A 23,924-nucleotide genomic window follows, 5' to 3' on the forward strand; every position below is an offset into this window, starting at 1 on the left:
AACAGCGCCCGTTCGCGCTCCACCAGCAACGGCATCGGCTCCGAGGCCGTGACCAACTCCCTCAACGGGTACCGCGCGAGGACCGCCTCCACCTCCGGCGCCAGCGCCGCCGCCAGCCGCCAGGCCGCCGGGCGGTCGTCGTCCCGCAGGGCCGCCGCCGCGTCCAGGACGGCCTGGCGCCGGTCCTCGGGGACACCCTCGGCCGCACGCTCGTACAACTGCGCGCCCTCGGTCAGGACGAGTTCGGTGTCGATGCCCGCCGGGACCTTGATCCGGGCGTGGTGCCGCCAGGTGGCCAGCGGGTCCGACCAGGCCTCCACCGTGTACGTCCAGTGACCGGGTTCCCCCGCGGTGACCGTGGCACCCCAGCGGTCGGTGCCCGGGGCGAGTTCCCGCATCGGCGTCCACGGGCCGGGCCGGCCCGCCGGGTCCCGCAGCACCACGTTCGCCGCGACGGCGTCGTGGCCCTCCCGGAACACGGTGGCCGACACCTCGAACGACTCCCCGGTGACGGCCTTGGCGGGCCGGCGGCCGCGCTGGACCACGGGGCGTACGTCGAGGACGGGGATACGGCCCACGGTGGTGGCCGGGTCCGGGGAGGACCGTTCCCCGGCGGCGGTGGCGTCGACGACGGCGGCGGACGGACCGTCGGTGCCGGCCGGCGCCGTGCCTTTCCTGCCCGTCGTCCTCTTTCCTGTGGCCTTGTCCTTACTGCTTGTCGGTGGTGCTGACGAGTGGTGCGTGGCGGGCATGACCGCTCCTGTCCGCTTCAACGAGGTATGGCGGATGGATATGGGGAGGTGGGTCCTGCGAGGTGCTGTGGTGCTGCTGTGGGGCGTACCGGAGGAGCCTTCCCACCCGGTTCGGGTGGGCAATCCGGCACTTTGTTAACTACTCACGCGTACGTCCGTCCACAAGACCGGCCCCTCTTTCCGAGTGCCCGGTGACCGGGTCTTGACGCCAGTCTCCAGGGCAGAAGCCCGTACGGCTGTTCGTTCCGCGCACCGGGCCGCGTCGGCTCGTCAACTCACCCACCAGGTGAACCATTTGGCCCTATGATCGGCGGCAGGTGCCGGGACGAGCGTGGGGGCGGGGCATGGAGTCGTACGACGGACGGTCGGCCGGCGGCGCGCAGGAGCTGGAGTTCCTGGTAGTGGACGAGGAGAGCGACGGACGCGGCGGATACGACAAGTCCGGCGGAGGGCTGCGCGGCGGCCGGAGCGACGACGGACCCCGGATACGGCGCCGCAGTTTCAGACCGGCCGACCTCAACGCCCAGCTGGCGCACACCCTGGCCGGCCTGCGCGACGCCTTCGAGGGGCTGCAGCAGGCGGGCCCCGACGGCTGGGGCATCTCCCAGGTGCAGGTGTCCTGCCAGCTGACCACGTCAGGGCAGCTCGTCGTCGTGGGAGTCGGCGGCCAGGCCCAGTGCATGGGCGGCATCCAGCTGACCCTCACCCCGAACCCGACCGGCGGTGACCGCTAGCCGAGGCGGGCCGGGCGGGAGGGAGCGGCGGTTCCGCGCGCTCCTGGTGGGCGTGGGCCGCTACAGCGACCCCCTCTTCCGGCCGATGCCCTTCATCACGACCGAACTACGGGCGCTGGCCGAGGCGCTGAAGGAGCACGGCGGATACCAGGAGGCGGAGGTCCGGGAGGCGGACGACTGGTACGGCCCGCAGCTCAGGCGTGAGGTGGAGCGCTTCGTGGAGGACGCCGCGCCCGGCGACCACCTTCTCCTGGTGCTGTCCGGACACGGTTTCCACGAGGACGGCTCGGACTACCTCGTCACCGGACCCGCCGTGCGCAGCTCCCAAACCTTCAAGGAGACCTGCCTGCGCATCGAGTTCGGTGCTTTTCTAAAGGACTCGGGGGCCGACCAGTTCGTCGTGGCCGTCGACGCGTGCCGTGCGCCGCTCGACGAGTACGCCAAGGGCGGCGACGAACTCGGCTGGAGCACGGGCGACACCGGCTATCGCGCCGACGAGGTCCTGGACCAGCCCCGCTACGCCCACGTCTACGCCTGCACCCGCTACAACAAGGCGGGCTTCAAGCCCGCGGCCGGACCGTACCCCGAGGACACGCAGGCCGACGGCGTGGTCGAGGAGTCCAAGGGGTTCTCCTACTTCACCAAGGCCCTCACCCAGATCGCCCGGGACGGCACCGCCCCCGGCCTCCTCGACGAACTGGAGCCCGCGCTCGACGAGCGGGTCCGCGCCATCGCGCGCGAGGAGCGCGGCGACTCCGACCAGTGCGTACAGATCACCTACGCCACCGGCAAGGACGACCTGCTGCTGTTCCCCGACCGGGGCCCCGGAGCGAGACGGGCGGGCGAACACCACTGGGAGGAGAGGGCCCGCGAGCACGAGGCCTGGCGCCGGGTGCGGCGTCCCGAGGGCCTCACCAAGGCCCAGACCGAGCAGGCCGTCGCCCAGCTGCGCGAGGCGGTCGCCCGGCTCGTCGGCCTGTGGGGGCACGACACCGACGAAGGCGACGCGTGGCTCGCCGGGCACGGGGACATCTGGCGGCCCGCCGGCACGGAGAGCCGGATGGGGCCCTGCGTCGAGACCATGCTGCGGAACGCCGACAAGTCCGCGACGGGTCTCAGCCTCACCGAGGCCGCGCTGCTCGTCGCCGGCCCCTTCCTCTACACCGCGTTCGGCACCCGGCTCGCCTACCTGGCCCGGGACATCCGGCCCTGGACCCTGGTGGACGGCACGCCCGCGGGCGAGGAGCGCGGCTTCGCGACCCGCGAGGCGTTCGAGCACTACTGCGGCGCGCACCAGGCCCTCCAGGACCGCGAGCGGCGCGCCCGGGAACGCGGCCGGGACGGCGAGGCCCACGCCGTCGCCTGGTGGCTGGCCCGGCAGTGGCTGATGCGGCTGCCCGCCTCCCGCGCCGCTGTGGAGCGCTCCGGCCTCGCCGGGTTCGACTCCCTCCCCGACGAGCCGGAGTTCGAGCCGTGGCTGGTTCGCGAGGTGCTCACCCCAGTCCGGCTGCGGTCGCTCGCCGGCCTCTTCGGGCTCGACCTCGAACAGCTGCGGCCCGCGTGGCTGGACACGGTCACCGCCCTGCGACGCACCGAGCACACCGCCGACTGGGGGAGGATCGCCACCCTCCTCACCGTGGCCCACCACATGGCCGTCGACCCGGTGCTGCTGCCGTCCCTGGTCGCCGAGCACCTCGGGATCAGCGACCCCGTCGACGGCCGGGAGTTCCGCGAGACCCTGCGGGGGCTGACCTGGCAGCCGGAGAGTCCCGGCCGGGTGCTGTCCGCGGACTGCGCGCACGAGGCTGTCGAACTCGCCCTGCGGGAGCACACCGACACCCTCGACGGCACCGTACGTGCCGTGCTGCGCGGCCCGGCCGGCGCCCGCGTCACGGCCTGGGGCGTCCCCGCCGCGTACGGTGCGGGCAGAGTCGGTCCCGCTCCGGGCGAGGGCCGTCAGCCGCGGTACCACTCGGCCGACGTGCGGTTCCGGCTCGACGGCGAACGGGTACGCGACCTGCTCATGGGCGAACAGCTCTACCAGGACCGCACCCTCGCCCTGCGCGAGCTGTACCAGAACGCCCTGGACGCCTGCAGGTACCGGCGCGCCCGCACCCAGCTGCTGAACCTGCGCAACCCCGACAACCCCGATCACTGGCAGGGGGAGATCACCTTCGTCCAGGGTGAGGAGAACGGGCGCGCCTACATCGAGTGCCGGGACAACGGCATCGGCATGGGTCGGCACGAACTGCGCCATCTGTTCGCCTTCGCGGGCAGCCGGTTCGTGGAGGAACGCGAGTTCCTGGAGGAGCGCGCCAAGTGGGCCGAGAAGAACATTCCCTTCCAGCCCAACAGCCGCTTCGGCATCGGTGTGCTCAGCTACTTCATGCTGGCCGACGAGATCCAGGTGATCACCAGCAGGATGCCCCGCGAGGGCGGCTACGGCGAACGGCTCGAAGTCGGCATCGACGGGCCCGGAGTGCTGTTCCGGGTGCGGGAGACGGGCCTGTCCCGGCCGCCCGGGACGACCGTACGACTGTACCTGCGCAACCCGGACGACCACGTGTCGTGCGGGGAGGTGCTGCGCAAGCACCTGTGGGTGTCGGACTTCTCGGTCACCGTGTGCGAGGCGGGCGAGGAGCGGCTTCAGTGGCGGCCCATGGAACTGTCGGAGTACGTGGGCGTGGTCCCCGCGGGCTCACCGGACGACGGGCCGGAGCAGGACGGTGCCGGTCCCGCCGTACAGGACGCCGGGGACGGAGTGTGGTGGTGCCCCGGGCACGGCGCGGTCCTCGCGGACGGACTGTGGGCCGGAGAGGCCCGTTTCGGCGCCGTGGTCAACCTCACCGGGGAGCACGCGCCCACGCTGCGCCTGGACCGGGGTGCCATGCTCGACGACCACGAGGAGTACGTGGCCGGCCTCCTCGCCGAGAAGATCCCCGTCCTCTTCGAGGAGGGCGGGCGTGTGCTCTCCTTGGAGTGGCTGGACGACCTGGTGCAGGGAGGTTCCCGCGCCTTCGGCGCGCCGAAGGCCGAAAGCCCGGGCCAAGGGGAGCTGGCCAACCGGATCGCGGCGCAGGCCGCGGCCCGCGGACACCGTTTCCGGTTTCGTACCTTCGAGCAAACGGAGGTCGTCGCGGACGCCTCAGTGCTCGGTTGTTGCCCGGGCGACAGCAGGCTGGTCCGCACCAGGAGGTCGGGCGCGCCGACGGTGCTCACGGATGACGCGAACCTCTTCACCGAATGGCGGGCCAGGGTCTGGGCAGCCGCCGATCCCGCGGCCGGAGTGGTGCCCCGCTCACCGCTCCCCGCCGCCCTCCCCACGGATCAAGTGATCATCGACCATGTCGCACGGGTAGACGGCGCGATCGCCCCGCCGGGAGCGCTGGTGGCGGCCGCCAGGTCGTGCGGGATGGCCATCGAGCAGGTCGCCGACCGCATGCGGGAGCTGGGCATCGAAGCGCCCGGCGAGCCGATCCTGCGCCGACTTGCCGACCTGTACGAGGAGCAGGCCGCGCGGCTGGTCAGGCTGCTCAGCCGCGACCGGGACGGTCTGCACCCCTGGCTTCCCTGGGGCGAGCGGCTGGACGTCGGAGAGATCGTCGCCAGGCGCGCCTCCGACAGCGAGGACCCTCGTTCCCTGGCGGGGCTGTTGGTCACCCTGGGCTTCCGGGTGCCCGCCGACGAGGAGTTCGACCGGCCGCCCGTGCGCCGGCGCTGGCCGCCGGCCCGTAAGGACTTGCTCACCCTGCTGCTGCGGCAGGACTTCGACCCGGAGGGGCCCGAGCTGCCCCGGGATCGGCCCGTGTCGCCGGTCCATCTCGCCATGGCCGTGTCTGCCTTCCCCGACCTGTGGGACGTGATCGCAGAGACGCTGACGAGGGCCGGACACCGGCTGCCGCCGGACCTGGTACCCGACCCCGATCTCGATCCCGCTCTCGTCAGCCGGTTCAGCAACGGCCGGGATCCGTGGCGCTCTCCGGACGAGCCTGTTTCGCTGGGCGACCTGCTCGTCCTCGCCGAGGAGCTCCGCATGAGCCCCGAGCGGGTGGCCCAGCGGTGCGAGGTGCTCGGCTTCGTCCCGCCGCGGCTGCCCGGCGAAGACGAGCGGCGCGTCCTTGAACGGCTCTTGGCGGACCTGCACCGGAACGACCGGATCGATCCTCAAGGCGACTCGGAGAAGATGGAGCCGTATGTCGTCCTCACCCTGGCTCGGCGTCACGCGCGGGACGACAGGGAGATCGCCCGGTTGCTCGGCATCCTGGGTTACTCCGTACGGGGTCTCGAGGAGCACCCGGGGCAGCCTCGGGACCACCTCGACATGGCGCTGACAAGCCTCGACGAGGAAGGCGGACCGCCCTGGCTGGATGTGGAGCACCGGGTGCCGTGGCACCACGTCCTGCGCGGCGCGGACACCTACCGGCTGACGGCCGAGGAGGTCGTCGAGCGGCTGGTGCGTTGCGGTTACGACGTGGCCCCTGAACCCCCGCGCGCGGACTGGGCATGGGACGACGACCTGTTCCTGCTCCGTAACCGCTCACGGCATATGGCGTACATGTGGCACGCCATGAACGTCCCCGTCCCCCTCACCCACATCCTCCACACCGCCCACCGCCTCAACCGCACCCCCACCGCGGTCGCCCGCCGGCTCGAACAGCTGGGGCACGTCCTCCCGGAGGACGTGGAGTTCACAGAACCCGCCGTTCGCTAGGACAAGCCGGGCCAACCCCGAAGTAACCACTACCGTCGACAGTGATGACAGGGCGCACACAGCGGTGCGTCCCCCTCCGCATGCGACGAGGTGGAATGTGAAGGCGATCCGCCGATTCACCGTCCGACCTGTTCTCCCCGACCCCCTGCGCCCCCTGAGCGACCTCGCGCGCAACCTGCGCTGGTCCTGGCACGCCGAAACGCGCGACCTGTTCCAGTCCGTCTGTCCCGAGGGGTGGGCCGGGGCCGGCGGGGACCCGGTGCGGCTGCTGGGCAGCGTGCGGCCCGACAGGCTGGCCGAGCTGGCCGGGGACCGGCGGTTCCTGCGCCGCCTCACCGCCGCCGCCGACGACCTCGACGACTACCTCACCGGCGACCGGTGGTACCAGGAACAGGCCGCGGGCCTGCCCGCCGCCGTCGCCTACTTCTCACCCGAGTTCGGCATCACGGCCGCGCTCCCGCAGTATTCCGGCGGCCTCGGCATCCTCGCCGGCGACCACCTGAAGGCGGCCAGCGACCTCGGGGTGCCGCTGATCGGGGTGGGACTGCTGTACCGGCACGGGTACTTCCGGCAGACCCTCTCCCGGGACGGCTGGCAGCAGGAGCACTACCCGGTGCTCGACCCGAACGAACTGCCGCTCACCCAGCTGAAGGAGGCCGACGGCACCCCGGCGCAGGTCTCCCTCGCGCTGCCCGGCGGCAGGGCGTTGCGCGCCCGGGTCTGGCTCGCCCAGGTGGGCCGGGTGCCGCTGCTGCTGCTCGACTCGGACGTGGAGGAGAACGAGCTCGGCGAACGCGGGGTGACCGACCGGCTCTACGGCGGCGGCAGCGAGCACCGGCTGCTCCAGGAGATGCTGCTCGGCATAGGAGGTGTGCGGGCCGTACGGACGTACTGCCGGCTCACCGGGCACCCGGAGCCGGAGGTGTTCCACACCAACGAGGGGCACGCGGGCTTCCTCGGCCTGGAGCGGATCGCCGAACTGTGCGCGGACGGCCTTGACTTCGACGCCGCGCTGGAGGCCGTGCGGGGCGGGACGGTGTTCACCACGCACACCCCGGTCCCGGCCGGCATCGACCGCTTCGACCGGGAGCTGGTGGGCCGGCACTTCGGCCCGGACGCCGAACTGCCCGGCATCGACGTGCAGCGCGTCCTGGCGCTGGGCATGGAGACCTACCCGGGCGGCGAGCCGAACCTGTTCAACATGGCCGTGATGGGGCTGCGGCTCGCGCAGCGGGCGAACGGGGTGTCGCTGCTGCACGGGCAGGTCAGCCGGAACATGTTCGCCGGGCTGTGGCCGGGATTCGACGCCGAGGAGGTGCCGATCACCTCCGTGACCAACGGGGTGCACGCGCCGACCTGGGTGGCGCCGGAGGTGCTGCGGCTCGGTGTGCGGCAGATCGGCGCCCAGCGGACCGAGGACGCGCTGAGCGTCGGCCGCTCCGAACGCTGGGACGCGGTCGCGGACATCCCGGACCAGGAGATCTGGGAGCTGCGCCGCACGCTGCGCGAACAGCTGGTGCTGGAGGTACGGGAGCGGCTGCGCGCCTCCTGGCGGCAACGCGGAGCGGGCGACGCCGAGTTGGGCTGGATCGACGGGGTACTGGACCCGGACGTCCTGACGATCGGTTTCGCGCGCCGCGTCCCGTCGTACAAACGCCTGACGCTGATGCTGCGCGACCGCGACCGCCTGATGGAGCTGCTGCTGCACCCGGAGCGGCCGGTGCAGATCGTGGTCGCGGGCAAGGCGCACCCGGCGGACGACGGCGGCAAACGCCTGGTGCAGGAGCTGGTCCGCTTCGCCGACGACCCGCGGGTGCGCCACCGGATCGTCTTCCTGCCCGACTACGGCATGGCGATGGCGCAGAAGCTCTACCCCGGCTGTGACATCTGGCTGAACAACCCGCTGCGCCCCCTGGAGGCCTGCGGTACCTCCGGCATGAAGGCGGCGCTGAACGGCTGCCTCAACCTCTCGGTGCTGGACGGCTGGTGGGACGAGTGGTTCCAGCCCGACTTCGGCTGGGCGATCCCGACCGCGGACGGCGCGGGCACCGATGCCGACCGGCGCGACGACATCGAGGCGGCCGCCCTGTACGACCTGCTGGAGCAGCGGATCACCCCCCGCTTCTACGAGCGCGGGCGCGCCGGTCTGCCCGACCGCTGGATCGAGATGGTCCGCCAGACCCTGTCCCTGCTCGGCCCGAAGGTGCTGGCCGGCCGCATGGTCCGGGAGTACGTCGACCGTCTCTACGCTCCCGCCGCGCGGGCGCACCGCGCGCTGACCCCGGACACGGCGCGGGATCTCGCCGGGTGGAAGGCGCGGGTGCGGGCCGCCTGGCCGGGGGTGAGCGTCGACCACGTCGAGACGACGGCGACGACGGCCACGGTGGAACTGGGCGGCACCGTGGGGCTGCGGGTCCGGGTCGGCCTCGGGGAGCTGAGCCCCGACGACGTGGAGGTGCAGGCGGTGTCCGGGCGGGTGGACGAGGAGGACCGCATCACGGACGCCACGGTGGTCTCCCTGAAGCCGGCCGGCACCCCCGACCTGGAGGGCCGCCTCCTCTACGAGGGCCCCCTCTCCCTGGACCGCACCGGCCCCTACGGCTACACGGTCCGCATCCTCCCCGCCCACCCCCTCCTGTCCTCGGCCGCCGAACTGGGCCTCGTGACGGTGCCGTCCCAGGAGGTGGTGGAGGGGGCGGGGATGGTGTTGCGCTGAAGGGGACGCCTCCTCGCTGATTCACCGAAGACCGACGCGAGTGCGGCAGTGGCGACGGGCCCGGAGCGGCTGCCGCTGCGCGGAAGTCACACAGGCGTTCAGATCACGTCCGACAGGGTGGCGCGGAATGCGTCCACCTCTCGCTGTACGTAAGGCGAGAGGTCGGTGAGCATGCGGACTGTCCCGTCAAGGTGACGTGCGAGTTCCGGCGCGTTCCTCCACACCGATTCCTTGCGCGTCAACGCCGCGGAAAGCAAGTCGTCGTCGTACCAGCCGCCCGCCGCTTCCTGCGGTGCTGTATCGCGCAGGAAGTCCAGAGCAACGGGAAGGAGCCAGTCAAGGCCGACATCCTGGGCGATGAGCCGGCGTAGATCCTCCACTGTGAGATCTTCGATGGCTCGTCTCCTCAACTCGTGGACGCTGAGAACCAAGTTCGTGCTGCCTTCTGGGGGATCGGGCCATCGATCCCCCTCCAACTCTTCGACGGATCTGCTTTTGTCAACGAAATCCGAGAGCATGATCTCCTTCATTCCGAGATTGGTCTAACGATGTCCGATCGAATGCAGGAAGCCATTCAAGCGGTCAAGCTCTCCGATCACCTCTTTGCGCTTGGTGATCAGAACGTCGACTCCTCGGTCCGTCAGCGTTTCAGGAGGACTCTCGATTTCACGTTCAAGAACTCTCCTTGCCCTGTCCAAACCATCCCGTGCCTGCTTCAGTTCCGCGATGTGATCGAAGGGCGTGCCGTCGGCTTTCCGGGCGACCACCTCTCCGTTTGCCTCTCGCCTGGCCGCATCGTAGTGGTTGTGATTCGGCTGCGAGTTGACATCACCAAGCGGGTCCTTCCTTATGTTCTCGAACTTTTCAATGGCACGCTGCGCGGCCGGCGACAATCCCAACTCACGGCAGGCGTCGGGCGCGAGGCCCAGCGAGTCGGTCCACCTGAGCGGGTTATGGACGTAGGTGGCTGGGCTGGGAGCGGGTGCGAGTCCGAGAGGGTCTGGTGTGAGGTAGCGGGCGGTTTCGGGGTCGTAGTGGCGGAAGTAGTTGTAGTGGAGGCCGGTTTCAGGGTCGTAGTACTGGCCTGGGAAGCGTAGGGGAGTGTAGGTCGTGCTGTTCGCCGACCACGCCGTTGTTCCCCACAGGGTGCTGCGGGTGCGCCAGGCGATGTCGCCCTGTTCGTCGATCAGTTCGCTCGGCGTGCCGACCAGGTCGGTGACGATGGCGAAGAAACGGGAGTCGATTTCCTGCTGGGGAGCATTGGCTGCGGTGATGCGTTCCGTTTGGGAGAGCGGGCGCAGGCCTTGGTGGTCCCAGGTGAGGGTGACCGGGTGGGGTAGGTCAACGGCTGTCGTGGTCTGTTCACACAGCGTTGTGCCGTCCCAGGTGAAGTCCACCCGCTCCACGACCGTCTCGCCGTCGTCGGCCAGGCGGAGTTTCGCCGTGCGGCGGCCCAGCGGGTCGTAGGTGTAGCGCCAGCGGGTGCCGTCGGGGGTCACCACCGAGGTCAGGCGGTCCTCTGCATCCCATTCGTAGCGCCATGTGTCCGGCTTGCGGGACAGGCGGGTCTTCTGGCGGAGGGTGATGCGGCCCAGCGCGTCGTGCTCGTAGCGGGTGTTGCCGGCTCGGACGATGCTGGTGCCCACGTAACTACGGGGCCCCGTCGCCTCTCGGCCCGGGTGGTGCGGTGGCCAGGACGCCTGGGTCTGGTTGCCTGCCTCGTCGTACGCGTACCGTTCCGTCCAGTTGGACGCGTGTACTGCCGTCACCCTGCCTGCCGCGTCCAGGTCGAAGCGGCGGCTGCCGGACAGGTGGTCGTCTATGCCGATCAGGTTGCCGTCCGCCCGGTAGGTGTAGGTCCGGTGCTGCACGGTGCAGCCGCCGTGTCCGGTCACCCGTTGGGTGGTCAGGCGGCCGAGAGCGTCGAAGGTGTGTTCCAGGGCGACCGTGGCGCCAACCCGACGGGTTAGTTCGCGGTCTGCTGCGTCGTACGTGAAGTCGATCGTCCGGCCGGACGCCACCATGCTCGTGCGGCGGCCCGCCGCGTCGAACGACCACGTTGTCCTGGCCCCGGTCGGGGTGGTGCGGCCCGTGGGGCGGCCCAGGGGATCATAGGTGTACGTCACTGTACGGCCGTTGACGCTCTCGGAGTGCACGCGGCCGTGGCGGTCTCGCAGCAGGGTCAGTGTGGTGCCGTCCGGGCCCGTCGCCTGGGCCAGTTGGTCGGTCAGGTCGTACGCGTAGGTCGTGACCTGGCCCGCCGTGTCTTTGCGGACTACCTGACCCAGTTCGTTGCGTTCGAAGGACGTCACCTCACCGAGTGCGTTCCGACGTGCGATCAGGCGGCCCGCCGTGTCGTATTCGTACGTCAGCGTACGGTCGTCGAAGTCCGTCTCCGTCACCAGGCGGCCGGCCGCGTCGTACTCGTACGACCAGGTCAGCCCCTGTGGAGTCGTGACCTTCGTCAGGCGCAGTTCCGTGTCGTGGTCGAATGCGTAGCGAACACCGTCCGGGCCCGTGCGGGCCGTCAACAGGTCGAAATGGGTGAACTCGAAACGGCTGACCCCGCCGAGCGGGTCCGTGTGGCTCGTGCAGTTTCCTTCGCCGTCGTACGTCCATGTCTCTGTGGTGCCATCGGGGGCCGTGCGGCGGGTCAGCTTGCCTTCCAGCGACCATTCCAGGTGGGTCGCCGCGCCGGTGGGGTCCGTGATCGTGGTGGGGAGGCCGAGGGGGTTTCGTTCGTAGCGCGTGGTCGCGCCCAACGGGTCCGTCACCTGCACAGGCAGGCCCCTGCGGTCGCAGATGACCCTTGTCGTGTTGCCCAAGGGGTCCGTCACCGACGTCAGATGGCCGGCCCCGTCGTACGCGTATCGGGTGGTCTGGCCCGCCGAGTCGGTCACCGAGGTGCGGTTGCCCCGTTCGTCGTACGTCTGGCGGGTCACCGTCCCGTCCGCGTGCACGACCTTCACCGGGAGGCCGAGGCCGTTGTACTCCGCCCGCGCCTCGCGGCCGTCCGGGCGGACCACCCGGGTGAGGTTGCCGGCGACGTCGTACTCGTACGTGGTCGTGTTGCCCAGTGGGTCCGTGGTGGACAGCAGGCGGTTGAAACGGTCGTGACTGTAACTGGTGGTGACGCCGAGGGCATTCGTTTCGGCGATGACCTGGCGGTTACGGTTGATCAGATAGTGGGTGGTGTGACCGTGTGAATCGGTGATAGTCGTGGTGTGCTCACCGGTGCCGGGATCCACCGGCCCGTAGGCGAAAGTCGATGCCAGGTGGCCGGCGGCTCCCGACTGGTGGGTGCAGCGGTCCTGGTCGTCATAGACATACGTGAAGTGACTGTCGTTGCTGTCGGTCCAGGAGGTGATGCGCCCGCGATGGTCGTAGGTGAAGCGGGTGGCATGACCGGCTGAGTTGACGACCTCAGTCAGGTGGCCGTCGGCGTAGCCGTAGCGGATCAGTTCATGACCGGTGTCATCCGCCGCCCCCGCCAGGCGCAGGGCGGTGACACGGTCGTCGGCAGTCGACACCAGCAGGCGGTAGCCGCCGCTGTGGGTGAGAGCGCTGGGTACTCCCGTGGTGTCGTACTCGAAGGTGATCCAGTTGCCGTTGCGGTCGTTGATCTGCTCCAGTACCGCCAGGCTTGCGGAGCGGTTGGCGAAGTGCCGCACCTGGCCCGTCTCGGGGTCGGTGAGGGTGTAGCCGTCGTCCGTTCGGTCCAACGACCAGCGGGGGCCGTGGTTGGGGAGAGTCGGCAGACCTGGAGCCGGATGCGGGTAAGCGAGTGTAAGGCCGTCCTCGCCGACGAAGACGACTCCCTGTGAGTCGATCTCCAGGCGCTGGTCGAGCGTCGAGGACCAGGCCGGTCCGAACCAGCCGCCGAGTCGGTAAGAGGATTCGAACTGGCGCTTGACGATCAGCGGCAGGACGCCGAGAAGCGAGACGTCCGTGGCGGGCAACACCATGCGGCCGGTGGCGACGTCGACGGGGTCCTTCTCGCAGACCTTCTCCAGCGGCCGCCGTGAGACGTCCTCCGCGCCCTCCTCCACCGCGTTGCGGGCGGTCTTGCGCAGCCCCTGTTCCGCGACCCCTTCGGCGCCTTCCTTCAGCGCGAGCCGCAGGCCGCCCCGGGCCAGGCCCGCGCCCTTGGTGCCGATCAGTTCCGGGATGAGGCGGCCGACGAACTCCGAGGGGTCCTTCTTGAAGCCGTCCACTGCGGCCTGCACGACCCGCTCGGGATGCGCGGCGGTGGAGACCAGCCCGGACAGCGTCATGCTGACGTTCTGCAGGTATGCGGCGGGGTGGGTGAGGTTGTAGGGGTCCGTCGGGTTCAGCCCGCGGACGAAGTTGACCAGGCCCGCCGTGCCCTTGAGAGCGCCGCCGACGACATGGGTGAGTTCGGTGTTGACCGCCTGGTAGCCGTCGCTGAGGTCGTTCCCGATGCGTTCCAGGGGCGGGGGTTCCGCGGGGGCGTGGGCCAGGGCTGCCTTGACCTTGCCCTGGGCTTCGGAGGCGGCGGTGTTGCGCTGTTTGCGGGCCTCGGCGAGCTTGTCCTGCGCGGCCTTGATGTCGGCTTTGCCCGGGTCGTGGAACGGCTCCGGCTTGGGGCCGGGGTCCTCGTTCGCCTTGATCTTGGCGTTGTAGGCGTCGACCGTCTTGTTGTACGCGTCCACCGCGTCCTTGGAGGCCTTCACGCCCTTCTTGTAGAGCTCGACGGCCTCCTTGGCCTGCCCTTGTGCCCACTTGACGGTGTCGGCGTACGCCTCCAGCGCACCGGCCGCCGTGGCGCACGCCTCCGCCGCCCGCGCCCACTTGACGGGGTGCACGCCGAACTTCTCCCGGAAGGCGTCGCCGCCCTCGCCCCGCCAGCCGGAGGAGTCGACCTTCTTCAGCCCCTGGCCGACCTTGTCGAACGCGCCGTGGAAGTCCCGCAGGTGCTTGGCGCTTTCGCGGATCTTGTCCGGGCTGCCGTGGACGAGTTCGTTCGCCTCCTCGCTCTGGCCGAGCTGCTGCTCGCCCGGTGTCGCCCCGAGGTCGGAGGCGACGCCGTCGCCCCAGTCCTCCACGCTGTCGGCCCAGTCGTGCGCACCGACGTAGTCCAGCGCGCCGCCCAGCTTGTCGGTGCCGTAGTCGACCGCCTCGCCGAGTTTCTTCTTGCCCTCGTCGTAGAGGTGTTCCCCGTAGCCCAGGGCACTGTTCAGGCCGTCGCCGATGTCACCGAAGACCCCCATCAGCCCTCACCGCCCTGCTGCTCGGCGGCTTGGGCGCGGGCCTCGGGGGAGGGGCCGAAGGTGTCGTCCAGGTACTGGCCGTACTCCTGGTCCGAGACCCCGAACGCGTTGTGCAGGTTCTCGGGGTTGAGGCCCATCGGCCCCACGGTGTGGGAGGTCATCACGTCCCGCCCGGCGTCCTTCCAGCCCTGCTTGCTGTTGGCCCAGGCCTGCTCGAAGGACTCCTTGCTGTAGTCCACGTCACCGCCGTAGGCACCGGAGGAGGCGATGTCACCCCAGCCCATCTTCTGCACGTCCTCCTCGGAGGCGTACGGATTGCCGATGGCCGCGTTGGTGACGATCTTGAAGGTGCCCTCGACGTACTGGTCGGTCTCGTAGTAGGTGCCCGCCGCCAGGCCGGTCTTCGCGGCGAAGCCGTTGCCCTCGTCGATGAGCGAGCGCACGCCCCATTCCCAGCGTTCACAGAAGGACTTGAACTCGTCCGTGAGGCCTTGGTGGCCCAGTTCCAGCCCGGACAGGGCGATGTCGGAGAAACCGCGCCCGGCACCGGCCTCGCCGACCATGCCAAGTTCCTTCAGCTCGCCCAGCGCCTCGGTCAGCCCCTTGGCGATCAGACCGAGTCCCTCGGTCGCCAGATCCTTGCCGCCGCCCCCGCTCACCGCACGTCCCCCGTCTACTCAGCCACCACGTCGACGTCCACCGCCACCTCGTCCGGCACGATCCCGCGCACCGGGGGAAAGACCATCCCGTCCTCACCGTCCGCACAGTCCAGCGCCACCCCACACGGCACCCCGACCGCCGGAACCGCAGCGTCCAGCAGACGCGCCCCCAGCCACCGCTGGTACGGCCACTCCCGGTCACCCTCACCTCGCGCGAGTGCGAAGCGCGCCAACGCCTCCTCGTTCGAGAAGGCGTAGAACCAGCGGACACCACCGAAGTCCGCTGTCAGCGGCGCGTCGTCCTGGTCCAGCGGCACGAGCACCGCCGTACGGCGGAACTCGCCGAGCAGACGCACAAATTCATGCCGTCGGTGCTCCGCGGCATCGGTCTGTGGTGCCCCTCGAACAGGCGAACCGGTGCCTTCGGGCGCCTCCGGTGTGGTCGTGTCCTGCTGGTCGGTACGGGTCGAGTTCACGTAGTCGTATAGACGTGACCTCGGCACATGTGCCGGAAATTCGGCGTTGCCCCCGTGATCGTTCACGGCCGGATCATTACATCGGCACATTCTGGATCGCAACGCGGAGCGGGGGATGCCGTCGGCGGCACGGTCGAATTCCGGCCTTCTCGAACGGTCATGCTTCCGGCAGGCTCCCGCACAGCTTCCTCAGCACAGCCCCGCACCGGCGCGCGTACGCGTGTTGCAGTCCCCGGGTCGCCGGGCCGCCCGCGCGGGCGTACCACTTGGCGGCCTTGCTGAAGGCCGCCACCGTCAGCCAGACCGTGCCGTCGCCGGTGCGGTCGACCACGAAGGCCTCCTCGCCGCACTCGGGGTGGCCTTCGAGGGTGCCGTAGGCCCAGCCGGCCCGGCGGTGTTCCTCGGCCGTCCATATGATGCGGCAGGGGGCCCGGATGACGCCGGCCAGGGTGACGGTGACGTCGGCGCCGGGGGCGGCGCGGTCGGCGCCGGCGTCGATGCCGACGCCCAGGGCGCGGTGCATCTCCCAGGTCAGGACCGCCTCGGCGGCTCGCTGGAACACCTCCTGGCCTTCGCCGAGGCGGGTGCGGACCAGCATGGGGTGGAAGCCGGGCGGGCAGAAGGTGAGATCGTCGCGGGTCGCACCGACCGGCTCGTAGGTGAAGGTCGCCGAGGACATGGGTCACAAGCGTAGGGCGGCACCCGGAAGAACCGCTTCCCGGGTGCCGCCCCCTCACGAGCCGGCGCGTACTAGCTGACGTTGACCGCTGTCCAGGCCGCCGCGACCGCGTTGTACTCGGCGCTGCCGGAGCCGTACAGCGCGGACGCCGCGTTCAGGGTCGCCGTGCGGGCGGCCTTGTAGTTGGTCGTCGACGTCATGTACGTGGTCAGCGCCTTGTACCAGATCTGCAGCGCCTTGGCGCGGCCGATGCCGGTGACCGCGGCGCCGTTGTAGGTCGGCGAGTTGTAGGTCACGCCGTTGATCGTCTTCGAACCGCTGCCCTCCGACAGGAGGTAGAAGAAGTGGTTCGCGACGCCGGACGAGTAGTGCACGTCCTTGCTGCCGACGGACGAGGACCAGTAGTCGGCCGAGCCGCCGTCCTTGCTGGGCTTGTCCATGTAGCGCAGCGGGGTGCCGTCGCCGTTGATGTCGATCTTCTCGCCGATGAGGTAGTCACCGGGGTCGGACGCGTTGTTCGCGAAGAACTCCACGCCGGTGCCGAAGATGTCGGAGGTGGCCTCGTTCAGGCCGCCGGACTCACCGGAGTAGTTCAGGCCCGCGGTGTTGGAGGTGACGCCGTGGCTCATCTCGTGGCCGGCCACGTCCAGCGAGGTCAGCGGGTCGACGTTGCCGGAGCCGTCGCCGTAGGTCATGCAGAAGCAGCCGTCGTCCCAGAACGCGTTGACGTAGGCGTTGCCGTAGTGCACGCGGGAGTAGGCGCCCACACCGTTGTTCTTGATGCCGTTGCGGCCGAAGGTGCTCTTGTAGAAGTCCCAGGTCTCGGCCGCGCCGTAGGCGGCGTCGGCGGCCGCGGTCTGGTCGGAGGAGGAGCTGGAGGCGGTGCCGGTGCCGAAGACGTTGGTGGAGCTGGCCACCAGGGTGCCCGTGCCGGACGTCTTGCGGGCCAGGTTGTAGGTCTTGTGGTTGCCCCGCGCGCTGTCGGTGAGCTGGTAGGTCGAGCCCGACTGCACGGAGTTGAGGGTGACCGTGCCGGAGTACAGCGTCTTGCCGGTCGCGTTCTCGATGCCCTGGTACTCGAACAGCTTCTTGCCGGTGGCCGCGTCGGTGATGACGTGCAGCTGGTTCGGGGTGCCGTCGTCCTGGAGGCCGCCGACGACGGTCTCGTAGGCGAGGACGGGCTTGCCGGAGCCGGCCCAGATCACCTTGCGGGCGCCGTCCGCGGTGGTCTTGGCGGAGCCCAGCGTCTTGGCGGCGGACACCGCCTGCTTCTCGGCCTTGGCGGCGGTGATCTGCGGCTTGAGCGAGGCCACCTTGATGGCGGACTTGGTCGCCTTGGTGACGCCCTGGGTCTTGCCGGACTTGGCCGTGTGGACGATCAGGTCGCCGCCGAGCACCGGCAGGCCCGCGTAGGTGCGCTCGTAGCGGGTGTGGACGGTGCCGTCGGCGTCCTTGACGACGTCCTTGACGACCAGCTTCTCCTGGGCGCCGAGGCCTATCTGCCGGGCGGTGCCGGCCGCGTCGGCCTGGGCCTGCTGGATCAGGGTGGTGCGCGCGGCCGCGGACAGCGCGGTCGGGGCGGCGGCGAGCGGCTTGGCCGCCGGCTGGGCGGTGGCACTGGTGGTGACACCGGTGGCGAGCAGGGCTCCGGCGGCGACGGCGGTGGCGATGGCCAGAGTGGTGCGCTTGTGACGCGCGTAGAGGGGGCTCACAGAAGCTCCTTCTGGTGGGGGAGTCCGGGCAGTGTGGGGTTACTGCCGGAGTGTGTGGCGTTGCGGAGTTGCGGTGCTGCTGCGGCGGGTGGAGAGAGAGTGACATCAAGGGCGCGTACATGTCAGGCCCTTGACGTGATGTTGGCCGAAAGTCAACTGTCCGAGAAACGTTGCGGGCGTGTGAACCGGGTGCCGCCCGAGGGTGTTCGACCCCCGGACGGCCCCGTGATCACCGGCCCCCGGCGTGCGGTTTACGGGAAGGTCAGCTTCCAGCCGTTGAGTGTTCCGGTGTCGTACGTGGCCTGATCCTGTACCCGCAACTTCCACGTGCCGTTGGCCGGTTCGGCCGAGGCGTTGACCGTGTAGGTCTCGTTCACGTCGTCCGCCGAGTCCGAGGAGCTGAAGTTCTTCAGCCGGTAGGCGGTGCCCGACGGGCCGACGAGGTCGATCACCAGGTCACCGCGCCAGGTGTGGGTGATGTCGACGCTCACCTGGAGGTTGGCGGGCGCGTTCCCGCTGCGGCCGGAGACGGTGATGTCGGAGGTGACGGCGGGGCCGTTGTCCGGCACCGCCACCGGCGTGGTGCTCTCGTACGACGTACCGCCGCCGCCCCCGCCTCCGGAGCGCGAGCCGACCCCGACGCCCGCCCAGGCGTCCTGCACGGCCTTGTACTCGGCGCTGGTGGTGCCGTACAGCTCGCCGGCCACCGCGAGGGTGCCGGTGCGGGCGCCGGCGTAGTTGGTCGTGGACGTCCACTTGGTGGTCAGCGCCCGGTACCAGATCTGCAGCGCCTTGTCCCGGCCGATGCCGGTGACCGGGAGGCCGTCCGCCGTCGGCGAGTCGTAACTGACGCCGTTCACGACCTTGGCGCCGCTGCCCTCGCTGAGCAGGTAGAAGAAGTGGTTCGCGGGACCGGACGAGTAGTGCACGTCCACGCCGCCGATGCCCGAGTACCAGTTGTCCTTGGACGCGCCGTCCTTGCTGGGCTTGTCCATGTAGCGCAGCGGGGTGCCGTTGCCGTTGATGTCGATCTTCTCGCCGACCAGGTAGTCGCCGGGGTCGGTGGGGTTGTTCGCGTAGAACTCCACCCCGGCGGCCATGATGTCGCTGGTCGCCTCGTTCAGACCGCCGGACTCACCGCTGTAGTTGAGGTTGGCGGTGGCGGAGGTGACGCCGTGGCTCATCTCGTGGCCGGCCACGTCGATCGAGGTCAGCGGCTTGGTGTTGCCGGAGCCGTCGCCGTAGGTCATGCAGAAGCAGCTGTCGTCCCAGAACGCGTTGACGTAGGCGTTGCCGTAGTGCACGCGGGAGTAGGCGCCCACGCCGTTGTTCTTGATGCCGGTGCGGCCGAAGGTGTTCTTGTAGTAGTCCCAGGTGAGCGCCGCGCCGTAGTGGGCGTCCGCGCCGGCGGTGGCGGCGTTGGAGCTGCTGCCGTTGCCCCAGGTGTCGGAGGACTGCGAGAACAGGGTCCCGGTGCCGGAGGTGCCCCGGTTCAGGTTGTACGTCTTGTGGCCACCGCGCGCCCCGTCGGTGAGCGTGTACGCCGAGCCCGACTGGGTCGTGGTCAGCGTGACCTGCCCGCTGTACTGGGTGTTGCCGATACCGGTCTTGACGCCCTGGTACTCGAAGAGCTTCCTCCCCGTGGCCGCGTCGGTGACGACGTGCAGCTGGTTCGGGGTGCCGTCGTCCTGGAGGCCGCCGACGACCGTCTCGTACGCCGGCACGGGCTTGCCGCTCGCCGCCCAGATCACCTCGCGCACGCTGTCCGCGGCCGGCTTCGTCGCGCCGAGCGCCTTCGCCCGCTGGACGGCCTGCTTCTCGGCGGCGGCCTTCGGCACGGCCGGGGTGAGCCCGGGGACCTTCAGTGTGGCGCCGGTGGCCCGGATCACCTCCATGGTCTTGCCCGACCTGGCGGTGGTCACCACCAGGTCGCCGCCGAGCACCGGCAGACCTCCGTACGTGCGCTCGTAGCGGGTGTGCAGCGTGCCGTCGGCGTCCTTGACGACGTCCTTGACGACCAGCCGCTCCCGGGCGCCCAGGCCGATCTCCCGGGCGGTGGCGGCGGTGCCGGCGTCGGCGTGGCGTATCAGCTCGGCGCGCTGCGCCGGCGTGAGCCTGACCGCGGTGTGGGCCCGGTCGGCCTTGCCGGCCCGCGGGGTCGCCGGGGCGGCGGTGGCCGCGCCGGACTGGACGGCGGCGGCGATCAGGGCGGCGACGCCGGCGAGGGCGACGGTGGCGGCGCGGCGGTGCGTGGTGGGGCGGTGCGGGGTGTGGGAGGTGCGTCCGCGAGAGAGATTGCTTCTCACACTGACTCCTTCTGCGTGACCGCGGGTCGCGCGGCCGGGGAGACCGGACGGTGGGTTGGGGCGTCCGGGCAGAACAAGGCGTTACGCGAAAGCCACGTGCAGGTGCGGAGCCGGCTCACACAGAAGCGCGGAAACTGTGGGGTTGCTGTGAGTCGGCCAGGGAAGAGTGGCAGGCGATCTCGCTGCTTGTCAGGACCGCGTCACCAATTTGGCCGGAAATGGTTCGTTGTCCGGATGTCCGAGTCCGTTATGCGGACTGCCGGGCCGGCGGACAGCCGCGGGACGCCGGCAGACACCCGCGCGGGACGCCGGCGGTCACCCGCCCGGGGCGCCGGCACATCACCGTTCGGGCGCCCGCCCGTGCCATGTCCGCCACAGCGCCGCGTACGCGCCGTCCGCCGCCACCAGCTCCTCGTGCGTGCCCAGTTCGGTCAGCCGGCCGCCCTCCATGACCGCCACCCGGTCCGCGTCGTGCGCCGTGTGCAGGCGGTGGGCGATGGCGATGACCGTACGGCCCTGGAGCACCGAGGCGAGGGCGCGCTCGGTGTGCCGGGCGGTGGCCGGATCCAGCAGGGCCGTCGCCTCGTCGAGGATCAGGGTGTGCGGATCCGCCAGGACCACGCGCGCGAGGGCGAGCCGCTGGGCCTGCGAACCGTCCGTCGGCCGGCCGCCCTCGCCCAGCCGGGTGTCGAGCCCGTCCGGCAGGCCCCGCACCCAGTCGTCGGCCCCCACGGCCGTGAGCGCCGCCCACAAGGCGGCGTCGTCGGCGGCGGGTTCGGCGATGAGGAGGTTCTCCCGCACGGTGCCCAGGAAGACGTGGTGCTCCTGGGTTACCAGCACCACCTGCCGGCGCAGCAGCTCCGGCGCCAGCCCCGCCACCGGCACCCCGCCCACCGTCACCGTGCCGGAACCGGGCCGGTCGACGCCCGCGAGCAGCCGGCTCAGGGTCGTCTTCCCGGCACCGGACGGCCCCACCACGGCGAGCCGCTCCCCGGGCCGCACCGTCAGGTCCACCCCGCCCAGCACCTCACCGCCGCGTTCGTACGCGTACCGCACCCCGCGCACCTCGATCCGGTCGTCCGCCGGCACCGCGGACGCCCCCTCGTCCTCGTCCCGGGGTGCCTGCGCCAGCCCCTCCACGCGCGCGAACGAGGCGCCGCTGCTCTGCAGTTGCTCCACCCGGATCAGGATCTGGTCCAGCGGCTCGGTGAACTGCCGCAGGTACAGCGCCGCCGCCACCACCGCCCCCACCCCGACCGCCCCCCGGGCGTGCAGCCAGCCGCCGAGCAGCAGCACACCGGCCACGGGGACGGTGTACGTCACCTCGACCGCCGGGAAGAACACCGACCGCAGGCGCAGGGTGTACAGACGGGTACGGCGGGACGCCTCCAGCGCGTCCCGGCTCGCCGCGATCCGCCGCTCCCGCAGCCCGAACGCCTCCACGGTCCGCGCGCCGGCCGCCGTCGCCGCGACACTCTCCGCGACCTGCGAGGTCGCCGCCCCCTCGGCGAGGTAGCCGTCCCGGGCGCGCCGCAGGTACCAGCGCAGCGCCAGCTGGATCGGGGTGAGACCGAGCAGGCCGAACGCCCCCAGCACGGGGTCGAGCGCGAACACCGCGCCCAGCACGAAGACCGCCTGCACGCTGTCGACCAGCAGCTCGGGGCCGGCGTCCCGCAGGGTCGTGCCGACGGTCGCCACGTCCGCGGTGCCCCGCGCGGTCAGGTCACCGGTACCGGCCCGCTCGACCACGGAGGCGGGCAGCGCCAGCACCCGCTCGACGTACTCCTCGCGGACCCGGGCCAGCGTGCGCTCCCCGAACCGGTGCCCGACGTACCGCGCCCAGCGGGCCAGCAGGAGCTGCGCCAGCGCGCACACCACGATCCAGGACGCCAGCCGGTCCACCGCGCCGGCCCCGTGCCCGGCCCGCACCTCGTCGACGATCCGGCCCACCAGCCAGGGTCCGGCCAGCCCCGCCGCCGCGGCCAGCGCGTTCAGTCCCAGCGCCCCGGCGAACGCCCGCCGGTCGGCCGACACCAGCCGCACCGTGGCCCGCCGTACGGCAGCCCGGTCGGCGACCGGCAGCAGGGCGTCGCCGGAGGTCATGCGCGGGGCTCCGTCGCGGGTGGGGCCGCCGCGCCCGCCGGGGGCGCGGCGGTGGTGGGCGTGGCGGTCGCCGGGTGCGGCGTGTCCGCCGCGTCCGGTGTGCCGTCCGTCTCCCCGCCGTCGCGCGCGACCAGCGCCCGGTAGGCCGGTTGCTCCGCCAGCAGGGCCGGGTGCGGGCCGGTCGCCGCGACCTTGCCGTCGGCCAGGAACACGACCGTGTCCGCCCGGGTCAGGACCAGCGGGGACGTCGTCGTCACCAGCGTGGTGCGGCCCTCCCGTGCCGCCCGGAGCCGGTCGGCGACCGTCGCCTCCGTGTGCGCGTCCAGCGCCGAGGTCGGCTCCACGGCGAGCAGCACCTCGGGATCGGCCAGCAGCGCCCGGGCGAGGCGCACGCGTTGCCGCTGGCCTCCGGAGAGGCTGCGGCCCTGCCCGGCCACCGCCGAGTCCAGGCCGTCCGGCAGGCCGCGGACCACGTCCTCGGCCGCCGCCGCGTGCACCGCCCGGCGCAGTGCCGCCTCGTCGGCCGGGTGCGCGGCGGCCAGCACCTCGCGCAGCGGCCCCGCGAACAGGTCCGCCTCGTTGTCCGCGACCAGGACGCGCCGCCGCACGTCCGGCAGCGGGACCGCGTCGAGCCGTACCCCGCCCCAGGTCGCGTCGGTGGGCCCGTACCGGCCGAGCCGGTCGACCACGGCGGCGGCCTCGGCGGGCCGGACGGCGGCCAGCGCGGTCAGCCGGCCCGGCACCACCCGCACCCCGGACACGGGGTCGTGCAGCTCGGCCGGTCCGGCGGGCGCCGGCAGGGTGCCGGTGTCCGGTTCCGGTTCCAGCCGCAGCAGCCGTACCGCCCGGCGCGCGGCCACCACGCCCCGGTTGAGGTCGTAGGCCATCCGGACGAAGAACGCGACCGGTCCGACGAGCACCGCCACATAGCCGTAGACGGACACCAACTCGCCCACCGACATGGAGCCCTCGGCGGTGAGCCGGGCCGCCAGCCAGGTCACGACCGCGAGGAACACGGTCGGCAGGCCCACCCCGAGCGCCTGCACCCAGCTGGCCACCGCGCCCACCCGGTAGCCCTGTGCCCGCAGCCGCCGCGAGTCGTCGCGGAACGCGTCCGCGACCAGCCCCTTGCCGCCGAGCCCGTTGAGGACGCGCAGCCCGCCCGCGAGGTCGGCGATGCGCGCGGTGAGGATCCCCTGGAGCTCGCGGTACCCGCTCTCCGCGCCCTGCAGCCGCCGCGCCGGCGGCCCGGTGAGCAGCGCGATCACCGGCACCCCGAGCAGCACCACCGCGGCCAGCGGCGCGGAGACCGCCAGCAGCAGCCCGGCCACCACCGCGTAGACCACGAGCGAGCCGACCCCCGGGCCCACCACGGTCAGCGCCGTCGCCAGGGTCTGCACGTCCCCGACCCCGATGGTGACGACCTCCCCGGCCCCGGCCCGGCGCGACAGCGTGGCCCCCAGCCGCACCACGTGCCCGACCACCACCTTGACCGTGCGGAAGTTGGCGTCCATCCGGACCCGCGTCATCACCCGGTGCCGCAGGATGCTCACCCACGCGCTCAGCGCCCCGACGGCGAACATCACCCCGGTCCACCCGGCGAGCACCCCGAGCCGTCCCGGCAGCAGCCCGTCGTCCACGGCCCGCGCCATCAGGTACGGCTGTGCGGCCAGCAGCACCATCCAGGTACTGGCCAGCAGCGCCCCGGCCACCGAACGACCCGGCTGACACCGCACCAGCCACCACAGGAACCACCAGCCGCCACGGGTGTCGGGCGTGCCCGGATCCTCGTACGCGTCGATCATCCATCCCCCGATCCGCCGGCCGTCCCCCCGGCGCGCCCGC

General features: G+C 71.4%; 13 protein-coding genes. 3 read left to right on the forward strand and 10 right to left on the reverse strand.

Features of this window, described 5'->3' with window-relative positions:
* Positions 1-752: maltotransferase domain-containing protein (locus LG395_RS36755; RefSeq protein ID WP_225813292.1), on the reverse strand; the 752-nt coding region annotated here is incomplete at its 3' end.
* Positions 753-1,069: 317 nt separating this feature from the next.
* Here LG395_RS36755 and LG395_RS36760 point away from each other — a divergent pair.
* The 3 genes from LG395_RS36760 to LG395_RS36770 all read left to right on the forward strand — a co-directional run bounded on the left by LG395_RS36760 (position 1,070) and on the right by LG395_RS36770 (position 8,913).
* On the forward strand, positions 1,070-1,486 hold the full coding sequence (locus LG395_RS36760; protein WP_225813302.1) for a Pepco domain-containing protein: 417 nt from the start codon (positions 1,070-1,072) through the stop codon (positions 1,484-1,486).
* Positions 1,476-6,197 carry a wHTH domain-containing protein gene (locus LG395_RS36765; protein WP_225813304.1) on the forward strand — a complete coding sequence of 1,574 codons (4,722 nt, stop codon included), beginning with the start codon at positions 1,476-1,478 and terminating at the stop codon, positions 6,195-6,197. Before LG395_RS36760 ends, LG395_RS36765 begins: the two co-directional genes overlap by 11 nt.
* Positions 6,198-6,294: 97 nt before the next feature.
* Complete coding sequence (locus LG395_RS36770) at positions 6,295-8,913, forward strand: glycosyltransferase family 1 protein (RefSeq protein WP_225813306.1); 2,619 nt, start codon at positions 6,295-6,297, stop codon at positions 8,911-8,913.
* 98 nt (positions 8,914-9,011) lie between these two features.
* Here LG395_RS36770 and LG395_RS36775 read toward each other — a convergent pair whose 3' ends face one another.
* From LG395_RS36775 to LG395_RS36815, 9 genes are all read right to left on the reverse strand, one after another.
* A complete protein-coding gene (locus LG395_RS36775; RefSeq protein WP_225813308.1) occupies positions 9,012-9,443 on the reverse strand; it encodes a contact-dependent growth inhibition system immunity protein in 432 nt (143 codons plus the stop codon).
* A gap of 12 nt (positions 9,444-9,455) precedes the next feature.
* Entirely contained in the window at positions 9,456-14,144 is a 4,689-nt protein-coding gene (locus LG395_RS36780; RefSeq protein ID WP_225813310.1) for a putative T7SS-secreted protein, read from the reverse strand.
* A complete protein-coding gene (locus LG395_RS36785) occupies positions 14,144-14,803 on the reverse strand; it encodes a hypothetical protein (protein ID WP_225813312.1) in 660 nt (219 codons plus the stop codon). Before LG395_RS36785 ends, LG395_RS36780 begins: the two co-directional genes overlap by 1 nt.
* A gap of 14 nt (positions 14,804-14,817) precedes the next feature.
* Positions 14,818-15,345 carry a hypothetical protein gene (locus LG395_RS41555; RefSeq protein WP_225813317.1) on the reverse strand — a complete coding sequence of 176 codons (528 nt, stop codon included), beginning with the start codon at positions 15,343-15,345 and terminating at the stop codon, positions 14,818-14,820.
* A gap of 91 nt (positions 15,346-15,436) precedes the next feature.
* Positions 15,437-15,958 carry a DUF1990 domain-containing protein gene (locus LG395_RS36795; protein WP_225813318.1) on the reverse strand — a complete coding sequence of 174 codons (522 nt, stop codon included), beginning with the start codon at positions 15,956-15,958 and terminating at the stop codon, positions 15,437-15,439.
* Positions 15,959-16,029: 71 nt separating this feature from the next.
* Complete coding sequence (locus LG395_RS36800) at positions 16,030-17,670, reverse strand: M4 family metallopeptidase (RefSeq protein WP_225813319.1); 1,641 nt, start codon at positions 17,668-17,670, stop codon at positions 16,030-16,032.
* A 251-nt stretch (positions 17,671-17,921) separates the two neighbouring features.
* Complete coding sequence (locus LG395_RS36805; protein ID WP_225813321.1) at positions 17,922-19,976, reverse strand: M4 family metallopeptidase; 2,055 nt, start codon at positions 19,974-19,976, stop codon at positions 17,922-17,924.
* Between the two features lie 339 nt (positions 19,977-20,315).
* Positions 20,316-22,079 carry an ABC transporter ATP-binding protein gene (locus LG395_RS36810; RefSeq protein WP_171152664.1) on the reverse strand — a complete coding sequence of 588 codons (1,764 nt, stop codon included), beginning with the start codon at positions 22,077-22,079 and terminating at the stop codon, positions 20,316-20,318.
* On the reverse strand, positions 22,076-23,884 hold the full coding sequence (locus LG395_RS36815) for an ABC transporter ATP-binding protein (protein ID WP_225813322.1): 1,809 nt from the start codon (positions 23,882-23,884) through the stop codon (positions 22,076-22,078). Before LG395_RS36815 ends, LG395_RS36810 begins: the two co-directional genes overlap by 4 nt.
* Positions 23,885-23,924 lie beyond the last annotated feature (40 nt).

The organism is Streptomyces spinosus, from assembly GCF_020400655.1.
Lineage (GTDB): Bacteria > Actinomycetota > Actinomycetes > Streptomycetales > Streptomycetaceae > Streptomyces > Streptomyces argyrophylli.